We start from the raw sequence: 282 nt of genomic DNA, 5'->3' as shown, positions 1-282 counted from the left end.
AAGCATTAGCATTAGCAATGTTAGGAGATAAAGTGTCTGCCGATGAAGCCGAAAAAATGGGAATGATTTACAAAGTATTGCCATTAGAAAGTTTTGAAGAAGACGTGAGTAAATTAGCCTTAAAACTCGCTAATATGCCAACATTAGCTTTAGGAAAAATTAAGGAAGCGTTTAATCAATCCTTAACCAATAATTTAGAAGAACAATTAGCATTAGAATCTAAATTACAGATAGAAGCAGCAATTACTAATGATTATGCAGAAGGCGCTGCAGCATTTATTG

At 33.3% G+C, this 282-nt stretch carries 1 protein-coding gene; it reads left to right on the top strand.

The window, feature by feature from the left end; translation table 11 throughout:
• Positions 1-282: enoyl-CoA hydratase-related protein (locus ACNG5D_RS16080; protein ID WP_418184543.1), on the top strand; the 282-nt coding region annotated here is incomplete at both ends.

This window comes from Algibacter ulvanivorans (assembly GCF_048381495.1).
GTDB lineage: Bacteria > Bacteroidota > Bacteroidia > Flavobacteriales > Flavobacteriaceae > Algibacter_B > Algibacter_B ulvanivorans.
The sequence above is the reverse complement of the archived record's forward strand: the minus strand, read 5'-3'. Positions and strand labels throughout refer to the sequence as shown.